This is a genomic window from Actinocorallia aurantiaca, assembly GCF_039533685.1.
GTDB lineage: Bacteria > Actinomycetota > Actinomycetes > Streptosporangiales > Streptosporangiaceae > Actinocorallia > Actinocorallia aurantiaca.
Map to the genome: position 1 here is coordinate 31309 of NZ_BAAATZ010000017.1, position 17207 is coordinate 48515.

Here is a 17207-nt window from a genome sequence, read left to right on the forward strand (position 1 = left end):
GCGGTGCCCTGTCAATCCTCGAACGCCTCCGGCGGCGGGCAGGAGCAGACGAGGTTGCGGTCGCCGAAGGCCTGGTCGATGCGGCGGACCGGCGGCCAGTACTTGTTCTCCCGCAGGGACGCCACCGGGTAGGCGGCCTCCTGGCGGCCGTAGCCGTGCTTCCAGTCGTCGGCGGTCAGCGTCTCCGCGGTGTGCGGGGCGTTGCGCAGCGGGTTGTCCTGGGCGTCCCACTCACCGGAGCCGACCCTGTCGATCTCCGCGCGGATCGCGATCATCGCGTCGCAGAAGCGGTCGAGCTCGGCGAGGTCCTCGCTCTCGGTCGGCTCGATCATCAGCGTGCCGGCCACCGGGAAGGACAGGGTCGGGGCGTGGAAGCCGTAGTCGATGAGGCGCTTGGCGACGTCCTCCGCGGTGATCCCGGTCTCCTTGGTGATCTTGCGCAGGTCGGCGATGCACTCGTGCGCGATCAGCCCGTCGCGCCCGGTGTAGAGGATCGGGTAGTGCGGGGCGAGCCTGCGGGCCACGTAGTTGGCCGCCAGGACCGCGACCTGGGTGGCGCGCAGCAGGCCGTCGGGGCCCATGAGCGCGATGTAGGTCCACGGGATGGGCAGGATGCCCGCCGAACCCCACGGGGCGGCCGAGATCGGGCCGACGCCGGTGTCCGGGCCCGCCTCGGAGCGCAGCGGGTGGTTGGGCAGGAACGGCGCCAGGTGCGCGCCGACCGCGACCGGGCCGACGCCCGGACCGCCGCCGCCGTGCGGGATGCAGAACGTCTTGTGCAGGTTCAGGTGCGAGACGTCCGCGCCGAACTCGCCGGGACGGGCCAGCCCGACCAGCGCGTTCAGGTTGGCGCCGTCGACGTACACCTGTCCGCCCGCGGCGTGCACGGCGGCGCAGACCTCGGTGATCGTCTCCTCGTACACGCCGTGGGTCGACGGGTACGTGACCATGATCACCGACAGGGCTGCGGCGTGCTTGGAGATCTTGGCGTGCAGATCGTCCAGGGAGACGTTGCCCTCGTCGTCGCACTTGACGACGACGACCTTCATCCCCGCCATGGCCGCGCTGGCGGCGTTGGTGCCGTGCGCCGAGGACGGGATCAGGCAGACGTTCCGGTGCGCCTCGCCGCGCGACTCATGGTAGGCCCGCACCGCCAGCAGCCCGGCGAGCTCGCCCTGCGACCCGGCGTTCGGCTGGACCGACACCTTGGCGTAGCCGGTGATCTCCGCCAGCCAGGCCTCGAGCTCGCCGATCAGCTCGACGTACCCGGCGGCCTGCTCGAGCGGCGCGAACGGGTGGATGTTCGCGAACTCCGGCCAGGTGATCGGCTCCATCTCGGTCGTCGCGTTGAGCTTCATCGTGCAGGAGCCCAGCGGGATCATCGAGCGGTCGAGCGCGATGTCCTTGTCCTGCAGCCGGCGCAGGTAGCGCAGCATCGACGTCTCGGACCGGTGGGCGTGGAAGACCGGGTGGGACAGGAACGTGCTGGTGCGACGGAGCCCCTCCGGCAGCGCCTCCGCCTGCCCGGCCGGGTCCGCCAGCGCGACGGCGCGGCGGAACCCCCGCTGCTCGATCGCCTCCAGCAGCGACTGCAGGTGCTCCTCGGTGGTGGTCTCGTCGAACGCCACCGCGACCGTCCGGTCGTCCACCAGGCGGATGTTGAACCCGGCCCGCCGCGCGGCCTCCACCGTGGCGGGGGCGTGGCCGGGGATCCGGATGGTGAGGGTGTCGAAGTAGTGCTCGTGGACGACCTCGAACCCCTCGACCTCCTGGGCTTCGATGGACGCGGCGAACGTCGCCGCCATCCGGTGCGTCCGCCGCGCGATCTGCGTCAGCCCCTCCGGGCCGTGGTAGACGGCGTACATGGACGCCATGACGGCGAGCAGCACCTGCGCCGTGCAGATGTTGGAGGTCGCCTTCTCCCGCCGGATGTGCTGCTCGCGGGTCTGCAGCGCCAGCCGGTACGCCTGGTTGCCGTCGGCGTCGACGGAGACGCCCACCAGGCGTCCCGGGAGCTGCCGCTCCAGCCCCTCCCGGACGGCCATGTAGCCGGCGTGCGGGCCGCCGAACCCGAACGGCACCCCGAACCGCTGCGCGGAACCCACGACGATGTCCGCGCCCAGCTCGCCGGGCGGGGTCAGCAGCGTCAGCGCCAGGAGGTCGGCGGCGACGACGACCTGGGCGTCGCGGGCGTGCGCCGCCTCGATCGCCGGCCTCAGGTCGCGGATCTTCCCGGACGCGCCCGGGTACTGGGCCAGCACCCCGAAGACCTCGCCCTCGGGCAGTCCGGCGTCCAGGTCGGCCAGGACCACCGGGATGCCCAGCGGCAGCGCCCTGGCCCGCACTACCTCGACCGTCTGGGGCAGCGCGTCGGCGTCCACCACGAACGCGCCGGGCTCCTTGCGGCGGGTCGCCCGCAGCGCGAGGGCCATCGCCTCGGCCGCGGCCGTGCCCTCGTCCAGCATGGACGCATTGGCCACGGACACCCCGGTCAGGTCCGAGACCACGGTCTGGAAGTTCAGCAGCGCCTCGAGCCGGCCCTGGGAGATCTCCGGCTGGTAGGGCGTGTAGGCGGTGTACCAGCCGGGGTTCTCCAGCACGTTGCGCAGGATCACGCCCGGAGTGATCGTCCCGTGATAGCCCAGGCCGATCAGCGAGGTGAGCACGGTGTTGCGGGAGGCCAGCTCACGCAGCCTGGCCAGCGCGGCGCTCTCGCTCAGCGCGGGCGGCAGGTCCAGCGGGCGGCCGGTGCGGATCGCGGCGGGCACCGCGGCCTCGGTCAGGGCGTCGAGGTCGGCGAACCCGACGGCGGCGAGCATCCTGTCCTGGTCGTCGGCGGAAGGCCCTATGTGCCGGTCGGAGAAGTCGAACTGCGCGGTCATGGACGAGCCTCCTGAGGCGCGGAAGAGGAAGGACGGGGTCGTAGGACCCCTGCTCCCCCTCTGTCATGGAACCTGAGAGCTTCACCCGGGAGGGTTTTCACCTTCGGTGGAGCCGTACGGCCCGCTTTCCAGAGACGCCTCGTCCATGCGGTCCTTTTGCCTGAGAGGTTCCGGGGAGGTTGCTCCTTCGGCGCTCCGCGCCGGCTTGCGCGGAGTCTCTCCCGCACGGGGTCGACAGCCCGATCAGTCTATCGGGTGGTCCTCCCCCCTCCCGCAGACGGCCCCGGCACGGAAAGATCTAGCTGTTCCGGAACGACCGGGACCCGTCGAGTCGTCCCGGTCCGGCATGATCACGCAGTGTCATGGACGGACTAACCTTTGGGGACGACCGGAACCAAGAGGACGGTGTAAGCGTGACGAGCACACAGGGCGACGCGGCCCTGGAGCCCCTGCCGTCCCCCGGGTCGGGGGCGGTGGTCGAGGAGCCCTCCCTGCCGGGACGGATCCGCAACCCGAGCACCCTGTTCCGCGCCCTGGCCTGCCTGGTCGGCCTCGGCCTGCTCCTGCTGCTGCCCACCCTGGCCACCCAGACCACCACCGGCCTGGAGACCGACATCAGCCGCGGCACCGAGCAGGCGCCGCACTTCCTGCTGACCCTGGCCGGGCTCACCGCGGGCTTCGGCGTCCTCGCCGTCCCCGTCGCGTTCGCCCTGGACCGCGTCCTGCGCCGGGACATGGTCCGCGTGCTGCTCGGCCTGTGCGCGGCGGTCGTCGCGCTGGGCGTGGACTTCGCCATCGAGGGCTGGGCCTCCGCGACCGGGCCCACCCATCTGACCGACGTCCTGGGCTTCACCAGGGCGGGCACTCCCCCGCTGCAGTCCGACCTCACCCCGGTGATCGCCTACGCCGTCGCGGTGCGCCTGAACGGCAGGCCGCGCTGGCAGCTGGCCATGTGGGGCACGCTGGCGCTGGCCGCGCTGGCCTCCCTGGTCGCCGGCTACTCCACCGCCCTGGGGATGGTCGCGACGTTCCTCATCGGCGGGCTGGTCGCCTACCTGACGCTCTACGCCCTGGGCATCCCCAACCCCAGGCCCACCGGCACCGCGGTGGCCGAGGTGCTGCGCCGGCTCGGCTTCCAGCCGCTCAGGGCGGCCCGCACCGACGACGGCACCATCGACCACCGCAGCTACCTGGTCGACCTGCCGGAAGGGCGGCTGGACGTCACCGTCCTGGACCGCGACCAGCAGTCCTCCGGCCTGCTCTACCGGGTCTGGCGCGGGCTGCGGCTGCGTTCCAACCAGCCCCGCCGCGCCGTGCGGTCGCTGCGCCGCTCGCTGGAGCAGGAGTCGCTCGCCGCCTACGCGGCGACCACCGCGCGGGTCCGCACCCCGCGGCTGCTGGCCACTTCCGAGGTCGGCACCGAGGCGGCCCTGCTGGCCTACGAGCGCCTGGACGGCGTCCTCCTGGCCGACCTGCCCGACGAGGAGCTCACCGACGAGCTCATGACCGGCATGTGGCGGCAGCTGGAGCTGCTGCACCACCGCCGGATCGCCCACCGCAGCCTGGACGGCACCGCGATCATGATCGCCGGGGGCGAGCCCTGGCTGGTCGGCTTCGGCCGGGGCGAGACGGCGGCGAGCGACCTGCTGCTGCGCCTGGACCACGCCCAGCTGCTCACCACGCTGACGCTGCGGGCGGGCCCCGAGCGGGCGGTGCGCCTGGCCTCCTCGGTCATCGGCGCCCCCGCGCTGGGCGCGATCGTCCCGCTGCTGCAGAAGGTGGCGCTCTCCCGCGAGACCCGGACGGCGCTGCGCCGCGACAAGCACCTGCTGAGCTCCCTGCGCGAGGAGATCCTCAAATCCTCGCCCGAGACCGAGGTCGCGCCCGTCCGGCTGGAGCGCTTCCGGCCCCGCACGATCATCAGCATCGTCGCCGGAGCCGTCGGCGCCTACTTCCTGCTCTCCCAGCTGTCCAACGTCGACGTCGGGCAGCTGATCGTCCAGGCCGACTGGCGGTGGGCGGCGCTGGCGGCGGTGGCGGCGGGCATGTCCTTCGTGGCGGCGGCGATGATGGTCATCGGCTTCGTGCCCGAGCGGATCCCCCTGGGACGGACGGTCCTGGTCCAGCTCGCCGCCTCGTTCGTCAAGCTCGTGGCGCCCGCGGCGGTCACCGGGGTGGCGATCAACACCCGCTACCTGCAGCGGACGGGCATCCGGCCGGGGCCGGCCGTGGCCAGCGTGGGGGCCTCCCAGCTCATCGGCCTGGGCGTGCACATCCTGCTGCTGGTCATCCTGGGCTTCCTCACCGGTTCGGGCGGGATGGGCGCCGAGTTCGCCCCGTCCCGCACCGTGGTGTTCGGACTGCTGGCGGTGGCCACCGCCGCGGTGGTGGCCGCGGCGATCGGCCCGGTGCGGCGGCTGGTGGGCCGCAGGCTGAAGCAGATGTTCTCCGGGGTGATCCCCCGGCTGCTGGACGTGATCCAGGACCCCCGCAAGGTCGCCATGGGGCTCGGAGGCACCCTGCTGCTGACGGTCTCGTTCGTACTGTGCCTGGACTTCTCCATCCGGGCGTTCGGCGATTCGCTGAACTGGACGGCCGTGGCGGTGGTGTTCCTCACCGGCAACGCGCTGGGCTCGGCGGCGCCCACCCCGGGCGGCCTGGGCGCGGTCGAAGCCGCGCTCTCGCTGGGCCTGACGGTGGCGGGACTGCCCGTGGAGACGGCGTATTCGGCGGTGCTGCTGTTCCGGCTGCTGACGTTCTGGCTGCCGGTGCTGCCCGGCTGGGCCGCCTTCACCTACCTCCAGCGACGCGGCGCCCTCTGACCCGGTACGGGCGTCATCGAGGGCGGGGCAAAGCGGACGGCTCGCCTCAGGCGGGCGCCTTTACGTAGTAAGGCAAGGTCGAACGGGGCAGGGGGAACTCTCCAGAGGGGCCGGTCAGCCCGTCTTGCGGGCCCGGCGGCGGGCGGACAGCTCGTCCCGGCTCGGGCGGGGCTCCAGGTAGGGCTCGGCGTTCTCGGCGGGCAGGTTCGCCAGGCTGCCCTCCACCTCCTGCCAGACCCGGCCCAGCGCGATGCCGAAGACGCCCTGGCCGCCCTGGAGCAGGTCGACGACCTCGTCCGCGCTGGTGCACTCGTAGACGCTGACGCCGTCGCTCATCAGGGTGATGGTGGCCAGGTGCTCCACTCCCCTGTCCCGCAGGTGGGTGACCGCGGTGCGGATCTGCTGGAGCGAGACCCCGGCGTCCAGCAGCCGCTTGACGACCTTGAGGACGAGGATGTCGCGGAACCCGTACAGGCGCTGGCTGCCCGAGCCGTGCGCCGGGCGGATGCTCGGCTCGACCAGCCCGGTGCGGGCCCAGTAGTCGAGCTGACGGTAGGTGATCCCGGCCGCCGTGCAGGCCGTGGGGCCGCGGTAGCCGGCGTGCTCAGAAGGCATGCCCACCGCGCTGTCGAAAAGCAGGCCTTGCTCGCCGGCCTGCCGGGAGGCGAGCCGGCGCTCACGGTCCACCTTGTCCTCGCCGCTGCTCACCGCCACGCGGTCCTCCGGCTTCTGTCAGCTCCCAGGTCTCCGGCAAGGGGGTTTGCCGAAATTTCCCCACGAGTGCTCCACCAGCACGGTAGGTGCCGGTCAGGGCAGGGTCAACGTTCACCGTCGGCGCGTCGCAGAGCGGATTATTCCGGCTTCACATGCGCAAACGGCTCAGCCTGCCATCCCTCTCTTTCCCTACCCTCCCTCATGGGGGGCGGAAACGGGCGGGACCCTCGGGATTCGAGGGACCCCGCAGGTCAGGCTCCGCTTTCGAAGTCCTCAGGGGAGACGTTGTCGAGGAACTCGCGGAACTTCTCCACTTCGTCCTCCTGTTCGTCCGGGATCGCCACCCCGGCCTCCTCCAGGACGTCCTCGCTGACGAAGATGTTCGAACCGGTGCGCAGCGCCAGCGCGATCGAGTCCGACGGCCGCGCGCTGACCTCGGCTCCGTTGGAGAACACCAGGTCCGCGAAGAAGATCCCTTCGCGCAGTGCCGTGATGTTCACCGTCCGCAGCGTGGCGCCCAGCGCCTCGATGACCTCTTTGAACAGGTCGTGGGTGAGCGGCCGCGCCGGCAGCATGCCCTGCTGCGCGTAGGCGATCGCGGTGGCCTCCACCGCCCCGATCCAGATGGGCAGGTAGCGGTCGCCTTCGACCTCCTTCAGCAGCACGATCGGCTGGTTGGAGGGCATCTCGACCCGTACGCCGACGACCTCCATCTGCTTCACAGCGGCTCCTCGCCTCAAGATGGTCCTCTGCTCAAACTACACCTTGGAGGCAAACTAGCCGCCCAGGCTGTCCTTGAGCCCCGCCGAGACCAGCGCGGTGTGCAGCGCCAGGGTCAGCCCGCCCAGCTCCCGCGCCGCCTTCCCCGCGGCCTCGTGCGCTCCGGGCGCCCGCCGCTTGAGCAGGGGCGCGATGGTCTGCTCGATCAGGGCCAGCTCCCGCTCCGCGGCGGCCCTGACCACCCTCAGATGCCGGGCCTCGAAACCGTACCCGGCCAGCCTGGCGGCGGTCCTGGCCACGGTCAGCGCGTCGGAGTCGTAGTGCTGGCCGGCCCGCCGGACCAGGCCGTAGGCCTCCAGCTCCTCCAGCTGCGCCTCGCCGATCCCGGCGCCGTCCAGCAGCTGCCGCCGGGTCAGCGCCATCTCGGCGGAGGGCTGGGAGTCGGAGTCCGCCGCGACCAGGGTGCGCGGCGGGCGGCTGTCGAGCTGCTCCTTGATCACCCTCAGGGGCAGGTACCGGTCGCGCTGGGCGGCCAGGATGTAGCGCAGCCGCTCCAGGTCCACGGAGGTGAACTTGCGGTATCCCGAGGGCGTGCGCTCGGGCTCGATCAGCCCCTCCGCCTCCAGGAACCGGATCTTGGAGTGGGTGATGTCCGGGAACTCCCCCTGCAGGCTGGCCAGGACGTCCCCGATGGTCATGTACGCCCGGGCGGCGTTCGCGCTCACCCGTGCTGGGGGTTGGTGAGGAACACGACCCGGAACTTGCCGATCTGCACCTCGTCGCCGCCGTTCAGCGCCGCGTGGTCGATCCGCTCCCGGTTGACGTAGGTGCCGTTCAGGCTGCCCACGTCGCGCACGGTGAAGCCCGTCCCGTGCCGTGCGAACTCGGCGTGCCGCCGCGAGACGGTGACGTCGTCGAGGAAGATGTCGCTCTCGGGGTGGCGTCCGGCCGAGGTCCGGTCCTTGTCCAGCAGGAAGCGGCTGCCCGCGTTGGGACCCCGCCGCACCACCAGCAGGGCGGTGCCCGCGGGCAGGGACTCCACGCTCAGCTGGTCGGGAGAGCTCTCCTCCGCGGCCTCGGCGATCTCCAGACCATCGGTCAGCCCGCTGATCGAGATGGTCGAGGTCGACTCACCGGGGGTCTCGGGAGCAGGCTGCGCGCTGCGGACCAGAGGAGTGCCGCAATTGGAGCAGAAGCGGGCGCCATCGGGATTGGCGTGACCGCACTGCGTGCAGTAGACGCTCGACATCGATCGGCTCGGCCTCCTACCATCGGCGCGTCCCCCTGGACGCACCCCCGCTCTGCTTGACTCCGGTCTCGACAACGCTACCGGCGGATCGTTCGGCGGTCTACGCCACCGTGCGGAACCGACTTCCGGAAAGGCTGTCAGGAAGACCGTACCGCGCTGACGGCCCTGTCGGTGCGCGGAAGATCGAATCATCGTGCCCGATTCACTTCGTACAAGGGCGGCACCGGGACGTTCCCGACGCCCCGATGCCGCCCTGAGGTGCGGATCACGTCAGGATCCGGCCGCCTCCACGACCGCCGCCCACTCCTCCAGAAGAGCCGCGGCGCTCTCCTGGTCCGGGCCCTCGGCCCACAGATGGGTCACGGCCTCGGCCGGATCGGGCAGCACCAGCGCCCAGCGGCCGTCCTTCTCCACCACCCGCACCCCGTCCGTGGTGTCGACGGTGCGGTCGGCGGCGGCCTCCACCACATGGCGCATGACGCTGCCCTTGGCCGCCCACGGGGTCGGCACCGACCGCTTGAGCAGGTGCGCCTGCGGGATGCGCTCGTCGATCTGGGAGAGCGTCATCCGGGTGCGCGCCACCAGCCCGATCAGCCGGACGAACGCCGCGATGCCGTCCACCGTGTGGCTGAACTCGGGGAAGACGAACCCGCCCCGGCCGTCGCCCGCGAAGACGACCTCCGGGTCGGCGGCGGCCCTGGTCAGCACGTCCTGGGAGGTGGAGGTCCACTCGACCCGCACGCCGTGCCGCCGGCAGACCTCCTCGGCGACCCGGGTGGTGGTGACCGGCAGCGCCACCCTGCCCCCGCCGCGCTCCGCGGCGACCAGGTCGAGCAGGACCAGCAGCGCCCGGTCGTCGGAGATCTGCTCGCCGTTCTCGTCGACCAGGGAGATGCGCTCCCCCACCGGGTCGAACCTCACCCCGAACGCGGCCCGGGAGGAGGAGACCAGCTCGCCCAGCAGGGCCAGGTCCCGGGCCCGCTCGGCCGGGGTCTCGGTCGGGTTGACCTCGTCGAGCCGGTTGTTGCGGGTCAGGACGTCCACGCCCACCCGGCCCAGCAGCCAGGGCAGGACGTGGGAGGTGACGCCTCCGGCGCAGTCCACCACGAGCTTGAGCTCGGCCTCCCGGACCCCGGACATGTCCAGGCGGGCCAGGAGGTCGCGGCTGTAGGACTCCACCGTCCGCTGCGGGTAGCTCAGGTCGGCGATCTCGCCCGGGAAGGCCCTGCGGTACTCCTGGCGGCCGAAGACCCGCTCGAGCTTGCGCTGGGCGCCCTGGGACAGGTCCGCCCCGCTGTCGTCGAGGAAGAGGATGTCCACGCCCTGCGGGTCGCCGGGAGTGGTGCGGATCACTATGCCGCCCGCGCAGTCCTCGCGGGCGGTCTCGAACCGGGCCAGCGGCAGCGCGCACGCCTCCAGGTCCTCGACGTTGATCGCGCTGGCGGTCAGGGCGGCGATGGCCGCGCGTTTGAGGGTGCGGGCGGCGCGGGAGGCGTCGCGGGCGGTGACGACCGTCGCGCCCTTCTTGAGGGTGGTGGCGTAGGCGCTGGTCAGCCGCACCACCAGCTCCGGGGTGATCTCCACGTTGATCAGCCCGGAGACGCCGCGGGGCCCGAAGAGGTTGCGCTGGCCGCGCGACTCCCAGATCACCGAGGCGTTGACGACGGCGCCGGCCTCGATGGTCTTGAAGGGGTAGACCTTCACCCCGTTGGAGACGTAGGCCTCGGCCTCGATGACGCACTCGTCGCCGACGATGCCGTTCTCCTCGATCCTGGCCCCGGCCATGAGGTCGGTGTTCTTGCCCACCACGCAGCCGCGGAGGTTGGTGGAGGGGCCCACGTACACGTTGTCGTGGATCACCGCCCGGTGCAGGAACGCGCCCTCCTTGACGACCACGTTGCTGCCCAGGACGGTGTACTCGCGCAGCTCGGCGCCGGCCTCGACCTTGGCGTAGTCGCCGATGTACAGGGGGCCCTTGAGGACGGCCGAGGAGTCGACCTCGGCGCCCTCGGCCACCCACACGCCGGGGGACATCTCGAAGCCGTCGATCTCCAGGTCGACCTTGCCCGAGAGCATGTCGGCCTGCGCCTTGAGGTAGCTCTCGTGGGTGCCGACGTCCTCCCAGTAGCAGTCGGCGACGTAGCCGAACAGCGGGGCGCCCTCGGCCAGCAGCTGCGGGAAGACGTCGGAGGACCAGTCGACGCTCTCGCCGGAGGCGACGCGCTCCAGGACCTCGGGCTCCATGACGTAGATGCCGGTGTTGACGGTGTCGGAGAACACCTGGCCCCAGGTCGGCTTCTCCAGGAAGCGCTGGATGCGGCCGTCGTCGTCGGCGATGATGATGCCGAACTCCAGCGGGTTGGGCACCCGCTTGAGCCCGATGGTGACCAGCGCGCCGTTCTCCTTGTGGAAGCGCACCATGTCGGTGAGGTCCAGGTCGGTCAGGGCGTCGCCGGAGATCACCAGGAAGCGGTCGTCCTTGAGCGCGTCCTCGGCGTTCTTGACGCTTCCGGCGGTGCCCAGCGGCACCTCCTCGGTGGCGTACTGCAGGCTCATGCCCAGTTCCTCGCCGTCGCCGAAGTAGTTGCGGATCAGCGAGGCGAGGAACTGGACGGTGACGACGGTCTCGGTGAAGCCGTGTCTCTTCAGCAGCCGGAGCACGTGCTCCATGATCGGTCGGTTGATGACGGGGAGCAGAGGCTTGGGCTGGTTGGCGGTCATGGGACGCAGACGCGTCCCCTCGCCTCCGGCCATCACTACGGCCTTCATGGCGCGGATACGACTCCCTCGTTCTCGGCGCCCCCGGGGGGCAGGGCTCGGATGAGTTGTCGTGCCTGGACGGTGTAGAGGATCGCGGCCCACCAGTACAGGGCCGCGCCCCAGAGGGCGAACGCCCACCCGACGACGCGGGCGACGGTCGCCACGCCGCCGTCGTGGGAGCCCCACAGCAGCAGCGGGAAGGCGTAGAGCAGGTTCAGCGTGGCGGCCTTGCCGGCGAAGTGCACCGGCAGCCCGTTCCAGCCGTATCTCTTCAGCAGGGCCAGCAGGCCCGCCATGTAGACCTCCCTGCCGACGAGCAGGGCGGTGAGCCACCAGGGGACGATCTCGCGGACGGTCAGGCCCACCAGGGTGGCCAGGATGTAGAGGCGGTCGGCGGCGGGGTCGAGGATGGAGCCGAGCCGGCTGGTCTGGTTCAGGACCCGGGCGAGCTTGCCGTCCGCCCAGTCCGACAGGCCCGCCAGCATCAGCAGGCCGATCGCCCAGCCGTCGTGCCCGGAGAGCACCAGCCAGAAGAAGAGCGGCACCCCCAGGAGCCTCGCGAGGCTCAGGGCGTTCGGCACCGTCCAGATCCGGTCCTGCATCTCTGCCAAAGCGGCTTCCACCTCCTGGGAGTTGACCTTACCTGCCAGGAGATCTCGACTCCCTCGGTGGATCGCTCCAGCCGGAAGTACCTCGCTGTTATGACACAGCTCACATTTTTCCCGAGCCGTGCAGACCGTTCCAAATTGGCAGACTTCTCTATTTCAGCGCGTTATCGGGACGCGAAACTCGTAGCCGACATCAGCCGGTCGCACACCGGCGCCCTCGGCACGGTCGCCCCGGCGGGAGAAGACCCTGTCCTCGCATGTGAGGTAGAGCAGGGACACCATTCCCACCAGGCTGAAGACCACCAGCAGAGAGTACCCGGCCGCCTCCGCGGAGAAGGAGGAGCCGGGGGCGACGCCGGGAGCCGGGGACGCGACCGCCGAGATCAGCGACGCCGCGCCCGCGACCAGCAGCCCGATCAGGCCCGACTCCTGACGCTCGCGCCAGGAGTCGGGGTCGCCCACGGCCCTGAGGCCGCGCGCCCCGCTCCAGCCGAGCAGACAGGCGTTGAGCAGGCCGACCACCACCAGCAGCGGATACAGCACGACCACCGCGGCGTGCTCGCCCGGCGAGAGCACGCCGAAGCCCAGCTCGCTCCCGCCGCGGCCGCCCGGCATGTACGGGAGCACCATCACCCCGACGAGGCTGGACCCGAGCACCACGAAAGAACACCCGCAGAACAACAAACTCATCGAAAACCGTACGAATCTCATCTTTCTTTCCACACCTAACATTTCCCCAAGATATCAACCAATTCCACCAAGTCGATCATCAAATGAATTCAAATACCACACCAAAGAAACACAAAGCACAAAAGTATTCCGAAATAAACCGCCACGGCGAAGAAAAAGCGGAGGGGAAAGTCACGGTACGACCCCGGTCCACGGCGGCCCCTACCCCGCACGTCCGGCAGGAACCCCCGACATGCCGGACGTCCGCCGCACGCCATAATGATCAGATGGCGAAGAAGCTGTCACGCGAGGTGTACGAGCGGGAGATTCTGGGCCTGCAGGCTGAGCTGGTCAAACTTCAGGAATGGGTCAAGGCCGAAGGGCAGCGCCTGGTCGTGGTGTTCGAGGGACGGGACGCCGCGGGCAAGGGCGGGGCCATCAAGCGGATCACCGAGTACCTCAACCCCCGGGTGGCGCGGATCGCGGCGCTGCCCAAGCCCACCGAGCGCGAGCGCACCCAGTGGTACTTCCAGCGGTACGTCGCCGAACTGCCCGCCGCCGGGGAGATCGTCCTGTTCGACCGCAGCTGGTACAACCGGGCGGGGGTCGAACTCGTCATGGGTTTCTGCACCCCCGAGGAGTATGCGCGCTTTCTTCATCAGTGTCCGATCTTTGAGCGGCTGCTGGTCGAAGACGGAATCCTGCTGCGCAAGTACTGGTTCTCCGTCGGCGACGCCGAGCAGGAGCGCCGGTTCCGGGCCAGGCGCGACGACCCCATGCGGCGCTGGAAGCTCTCCCCCATGGACCTGCAGTCCCTCACCCGCTGGGAGGACTACTCCCGGGCCAAGGACCAGATGATGACCCACACCGACATCCCCGAGGCCCCCTGGTACGAGGTCGACAGCGACGACAAGCGGCGGGCCAGGGTCAACATGATCACCCACCTGCTGTCGACGATCCCCTACTACGAGGTGGAGCCTCCGCGCCTCGAACTGCCGGAGCGCCCCGCGCCCACGGGGTACGTGCGGCCGCCGCGGCGCGTCTCCCACCAGGTCCCGGACGTCACCCGCCGGCTCTGAGCGCTCAGGCCGTCCGCTCCCGGAAGGCCTGGACCGCCGTGGGCAGGGTCGGGAAGAGCAGGTCCTCGCGCAGGACGTCCAGCAGCCCGAACCTGTGCAGGTCGCCCCGCAGTTCCTGCTTGACGTGCGAGAGCGCGAACGTGACGCCCCTGCGCGTCAGCTCCGCGTGCACCTCCTCCAGCGCGGCCAGGGCCGTGCTGTCGGCCTCGACGACGGCCTCGGCGTTGAGCACGAACCAGCGGAGGCCCTCCCCGTGCGCGTCGGCGGCGGCCAGGCAGCGGCGCCGGAAGTCCTCGGCGTTGGCGAAGAACAGCGGCGAGTCGTAGCGGTAGACGAGCAGCCCGGGGATGGTCTCGGCGTCGGGGTAGTCGTCGATGTCGTGCATTCCGGCCAGCCCCGGCACGTGGCCCAGGACGGCGGCGTGCGGGCGGGCCACCCGGACCATCATGTTCAGCACCGACAGCACGACCGCCATGAGGATGCCGTACAGGACGTCCAGCAGCAGGACTCCGAACGAGGCCGACAGCGCCAGCAGGAACTCCGTACGGCGGAACGCCAGGAGCTTGCGGAACCCCTCCACGTCCACCAGGCGCAGGGCCGCGTAGATCACCAGCGCGCCCAGCGCGGCGCCGGGGAAGAGCGCCAGCAGCGGATCGAGGAAGAGCAGGACGGCGAGGACGCAGCCGAGGGTCACCAGGGAGAACAGCTGGGTGCGCGCGCCCGCCGCGACGGCCAGGGCGGTGCGGCTGCCGCTGCTGCTCACCGGGAAGCCCTGGAGCAGGCCGGCGCCCAGGTTGGCGGCGCCCAGCGCGAGCAGTTCGGCGTCGCCGTCGGCGCGGGGTCCGCCGGGGCGCTCGAACGCCCGGGCGGTGAGCGTCATGTCCGTGAAGCCGACCACGAGGATGCCCAGCGCGGCGGGGACCAGCGTCCCCAGGTCGGAGAGCTCCGGCAGCGCGGGCAGGGGCAGCCCCTCGGGGATCTCCCCCACCACCTCGAGGCCGTACCGGTCGAGTCCGAAGACGGCGACGGCCGCGGTGGCCAGCAGCACCACCAGCAGCGGGCCGGGCCAGTTCGGCCGCAGCCACCGCAGGGCGGCCAGGAACAGCAGGCAGGCCGCGGCCAGAAGCAGGGTTCCGGGCCGCCACTGGCCGAGTCCCCGGAGGAAGGAGCCGAACTCGGCGATCACCCCGGAGCCCTCGACCGGCACCCCGGTGGTGCGTTCCAGCTGGCCGACGACCATCAGCACCGCCACCCCGGCGAGGTAGCCCACCAGGATCGGGTGGGACAGCAGGTCGGCGACGGCCCCCAGGCGCAGCAGCCGGGCGAGGAGGGCGAACAGGCCGACCAGCAGCGCCAGCGCCGCGGCGAGCCCGGCGTGCCGGGCCGGGTCGCCGCCGGAGAGGGGCCCGACGACCACGGCGGTCATCAGCGCGGTGGTCGCCTCCGGCCCGACCGACAACCGTTCGGAGGAGCCGAGCAGCGAGTAGGCGACGAGGGCGGGCAGCATGGCCCACAGCCCGGCGGCCGGGGGCAGTCCCGCCACCGCCGCGTACGCCATGACCTGCGGCACCAGGTAGGCGGTCACGGTGACACCGCCCATCAGGTCACCGCGTATCCACTCTTTTCGGTAATCCCGCCACCATCGCGACATCCGTCGATGATCCCAGCCCCTGGACGAGGGATGTCCCACTCCGGGAGACCACCGCTTCCCCCGGAGGTGAACAAGTGTTTACCCTAGAGGGGTGAACAGCCGTACACCCTCCCTCGTCACCGCGGTCCTCGCCTCCTGCGGCGTCGTCGTCGCCCTGATGCAGACGATCATCCTGCCGCTGCTGCCGCTGCTGCCCGGCATCACCGGCACGTCCCTCGCGGACGTCAGCTGGGCGGTGACCGCCACGCTGCTGGCCGGCGCGATCTGCACCCCCCTGTTCAGCCGCGCCGGGGACATGTACGGCAAGCGCAGGCTCCTGCTGCTGTCCCTGGTCCTCCTCATCGCGGGCTCCGTGGTCTGCACGGCCGGCGACCACCTCCCCGCGCTGATCGCCGGCCGGGCCCTGCAGGGGATGGGGCTGGCGGTGACGCCGCTGGCCATCAGCATCCTGCGCGACGAGCTCCCTCCCGAGCGCGTCGCCTCCGCGGTGGCGCTCATGAGCTCGACGATCGGGATCGGGGCGGCCGTCGGCCTGCCGGTCGCCGCGGTGGTCGTGCAGTACTCCAGCTGGCGGGCCATGTTCTGGGCGTGCGCGGTGGTCGGCCTCGTGGTGCTCGCGGTCATCCGCTGGATCGTCCCCGAGTCCCCGGTCCGCTCGCCCGGCAGGTTCGACGTGCCGGGAGCGGCGGGGCTCGCCGCCTTCCTCGTCTGCCTGCTGCTGGTCATCGGCAAGGGACCGTCCTGGGGTCCCACCGCGCCGCTCACCCTCGGCCTGACCGCCTTCGCCCTGGTCACCCTGGCCTGGTGGATCCGCCTCGAGCTGCGCGTGCCCGACCCGCTCGTCGACCTGCGGACCGCGACCCGGCCCGCGGCGCTCGTCGCGCACCTGGCCGCGCTGTTCATCGGCTTCGCCTTCTACGCCAACACGCTCGCCACCGCCCAGCTCGTCCAGGAGCCGGCGAGCACCGGGTACGGGCTGGAGCTGCCGATCGTGGCCGCCGGGCTGTGCCTGCTGCCCGGCGGGCTGTGCCTTGCGCTGTTCTCGCCCGTCTCCGCCCGCCTCAGCAACCGGTACGGGCCGAAGACCGCGGTGGCCCTCGCCTCGGCGGTGATCGCAGTAGGCTATGTCGTCCGGTTCTTCACCAGCCATGAACTCTGGACCATCATTGTGGGAGCCACCGTCGTCGCCGTCGGGTCGGGCCTGGCCTACGCGGCCCTGCCGATGCTCATCATGCAGGCGGTACCGGTCGCCGAGACCGCCGCGGCCAACGGGCAGAACATGCTGATGCGCATGATCGGCCAGGCCGCCTCCGCCACCGCCGCCACCACCGTCCTCGCGCACTACAGCCTGGACGGGCGGCCCACCCTCCACGCCTACCTGCTGGTCTTCCTCATCGCCTCGGGCGTGGCGGCCGTCGCCTTCGCCACCGCGCTGGCCGCCCCGCGCCGGGTGCCCGAGCCCGTCTCCATGGCCGCATGAGCGACTCCGGACGGACGGCGATCCTCGGCGCCGCGCGCCGCGCCTTCTCCCTGCGCCCCTACGCGGCGGTCACGCTGCGCGGCATCGCCGCGGAGGCGGGGGTGAGCGCGGCGCTCATCGTCAAGCACTTCGGCGGCAAGGAGCGGCTCTTCGAAGCGGTGGCCGACTTCGGCCCGGACGTCGACCTGCTGCTGTCGGTCCCCCGGGAGCGGCTCGGCCGCCACCTGGTGGAGACCGCGGTGCTCACCCGCAGGGCCGGGGCGCCGCCCCCGCTCCTGCGCGTCATCTTCGGCATCGCGGCCGGGGACGAGCGCGTCCTGCTGACCGAGCGCTTCCGCGAGCAGGCCACCGCCCGGCTCGCCGCGCTGCTGGAGGGGCCCGACGCCCGGCTGCGCGCGGAGCTCGTCGTCGCGCAGTTCCTGGGGCTGAGCACCGTCCTCAGCATCCACCGCGACGGCGAGGCCGCCACCGGCGACGTGGAGCGGGTCGTCGCCCTCTACGCGCCCGGGATCCAGGCTCTCGTCAACGGCGCTGTCGGCACCGGTGGAGCCGACGGCGCCGGGGGCGGCTGAC

At 71.4% G+C, this 17207-nt stretch carries 13 protein-coding genes and 1 riboswitch; of the genes, 4 read left to right on the forward strand and 9 right to left on the reverse strand.

Translation table 11 applies throughout. The features are described 5' to 3' along the window. Nucleotides 1–11 precede the first annotated feature (11 nt). Nucleotides 12–2882, reverse strand: coding sequence for an aminomethyl-transferring glycine dehydrogenase (gene gcvP, locus ABD327_RS21110; protein WP_344452280.1), 2871 nt, complete (start codon nucleotides 2880–2882; stop codon nucleotides 12–14). 138 nt (nucleotides 2883–3020) lie between these two features. After that, nucleotides 3021–3116, reverse strand: a riboswitch (glycine riboswitch). 179 nt (nucleotides 3117–3295) lie between these two features. Between gcvP and ABD327_RS21115 the strand changes: the two genes are divergently transcribed. Then, on the forward strand, nucleotides 3296–5704 hold the full coding sequence (locus ABD327_RS21115; protein WP_344452281.1) for a lysylphosphatidylglycerol synthase domain-containing protein: 2409 nt from the start codon (nucleotides 3296–3298) through the stop codon (nucleotides 5702–5704). Nucleotides 5705–5818: 114 nt separating this feature from the next. On the opposite strand, the gene ABD327_RS21120 is transcribed toward ABD327_RS21115, so the two are convergent. The 7 genes from ABD327_RS21120 to ABD327_RS21150 form a co-directional block, all read right to left on the reverse strand. After that, complete coding sequence (locus ABD327_RS21120; protein WP_344452282.1) at nucleotides 5819–6418, reverse strand: MerR family transcriptional regulator; 600 nt, start codon at nucleotides 6416–6418, stop codon at nucleotides 5819–5821. A 251-nt stretch (nucleotides 6419–6669) separates the two neighbouring features. After that, nucleotides 6670–7140: a bifunctional nuclease family protein gene (locus tag ABD327_RS21125; protein WP_344452283.1), complete on the reverse strand. Its 471-nt coding sequence runs from the start codon at nucleotides 7138–7140 to the stop codon at nucleotides 6670–6672. A gap of 54 nt (nucleotides 7141–7194) precedes the next feature. Next, nucleotides 7195–7863: a transcriptional regulator FtsR gene (ftsR, locus tag ABD327_RS21130; RefSeq protein WP_344452285.1), complete on the reverse strand. Its 669-nt coding sequence runs from the start codon at nucleotides 7861–7863 to the stop codon at nucleotides 7195–7197. Then, the gene (locus ABD327_RS21135; protein WP_344452286.1) at nucleotides 7860–8387 is read right to left on the reverse strand and encodes an FHA domain-containing protein; all 528 of its coding nucleotides are present in this window, start codon (nucleotides 8385–8387) and stop codon (nucleotides 7860–7862) included. Before ABD327_RS21135 ends, ftsR begins: the two co-directional genes overlap by 4 nt. Before the next feature lie 270 nt (nucleotides 8388–8657). Then, on the reverse strand, nucleotides 8658–11156 hold the full coding sequence (locus tag ABD327_RS21140) for a sugar phosphate nucleotidyltransferase (RefSeq protein WP_344452287.1): 2499 nt from the start codon (nucleotides 11154–11156) through the stop codon (nucleotides 8658–8660). After that, nucleotides 11153–11749 carry a cardiolipin synthase ClsA gene (gene clsA, locus ABD327_RS21145; RefSeq protein WP_344452366.1) on the reverse strand — a complete coding sequence of 199 codons (597 nt, stop codon included), beginning with the start codon at nucleotides 11747–11749 and terminating at the stop codon, nucleotides 11153–11155. Before clsA ends, ABD327_RS21140 begins: the two co-directional genes overlap by 4 nt. Nucleotides 11750–11911: 162 nt before the next feature. Beyond that, complete coding sequence (locus tag ABD327_RS21150; RefSeq protein ID WP_344452288.1) at nucleotides 11912–12445, reverse strand: hypothetical protein; 534 nt, start codon at nucleotides 12443–12445, stop codon at nucleotides 11912–11914. A gap of 266 nt (nucleotides 12446–12711) precedes the next feature. On the opposite strand from ABD327_RS21150, the gene ppk2 reads away from it, so the two are divergent. Then, nucleotides 12712–13503: a polyphosphate kinase 2 gene (ppk2, locus tag ABD327_RS21155; protein ID WP_344452289.1), complete on the forward strand. Its 792-nt coding sequence runs from the start codon at nucleotides 12712–12714 to the stop codon at nucleotides 13501–13503. A gap of 4 nt (nucleotides 13504–13507) precedes the next feature. On the opposite strand, the gene ABD327_RS21160 is transcribed toward ppk2, so the two are convergent. Further along, nucleotides 13508–15154 (reverse strand): SulP family inorganic anion transporter, encoded by a 1647-nt coding sequence (locus ABD327_RS21160; RefSeq protein ID WP_344452290.1) that lies wholly within the window; start codon nucleotides 15152–15154, stop codon nucleotides 13508–13510. Nucleotides 15155–15245: 91 nt separating this feature from the next. Between ABD327_RS21160 and ABD327_RS21165 the strand changes: the two genes are divergently transcribed. Both ABD327_RS21165 and ABD327_RS21170 read left to right on the forward strand, forming a co-directional pair. Then, on the forward strand, nucleotides 15246–16634 hold the full coding sequence (locus ABD327_RS21165) for an MFS transporter (protein ID WP_344452292.1): 1389 nt from the start codon (nucleotides 15246–15248) through the stop codon (nucleotides 16632–16634). Continuing rightward, nucleotides 16631–17206 (forward strand): TetR/AcrR family transcriptional regulator, encoded by a 576-nt coding sequence (locus tag ABD327_RS21170; RefSeq protein WP_344452293.1) that lies wholly within the window; start codon nucleotides 16631–16633, stop codon nucleotides 17204–17206. The genes ABD327_RS21165 and ABD327_RS21170 overlap by 4 nt, the downstream gene beginning before the upstream one ends. The last annotated feature ends 1 nt before the right edge of the window (nucleotide 17207 follow it).